Annotated in this window: 1 protein-coding gene; it reads right to left on the reverse strand. The window is 46.3% G+C overall.

Annotation, left to right across the window (positions count from 1 at the left end; genetic code table 11):
• Positions 1-243 (reverse strand): hypothetical protein (locus tag KDM89_RS20840; protein ID WP_212689742.1); only part of this gene is annotated, 243 nt, incomplete at its 3' end.
• Positions 244-339 lie beyond the last annotated feature (96 nt).

Consider the following 339-nt stretch of genomic DNA (forward strand, 5'->3'; position numbering starts at 1 on the left):
GGGCACGGTTTTGAAGTGAAAGACGCGACCCAGGATTTGATCGGACAGGTCGGCAATCACAAAAAACTCCATGTTCTCACGCGATTCCTGAGCATCCATTAAACGCTTTTCCATTACCGCAGGTAAGAACAATTCCTTGGACAGATAGTCGCCGCGGGATTCCGGCAAGTTCATCAAATGGACCAGGTGAGGAATTTCTTCTCTGCGTGGATAACGCAAATAAAAGCTGCTGCCTTGTATCACGGTGTCTCCTTCAAATCAAAAGTATAGCCCGAATGAATATGCGCCTTTCCAATCGAAATGTCTTGGAAAAGCGCATGAATGCTTGGTCTTTGTTTC

The sequence above is a fragment of the Cognatundibacterium luofuense genome, from assembly GCF_018139685.1.
Taxonomy (GTDB): Bacteria; Pseudomonadota; Gammaproteobacteria; order Burkholderiales; family Burkholderiaceae_D; genus Undibacterium; species Undibacterium luofuense.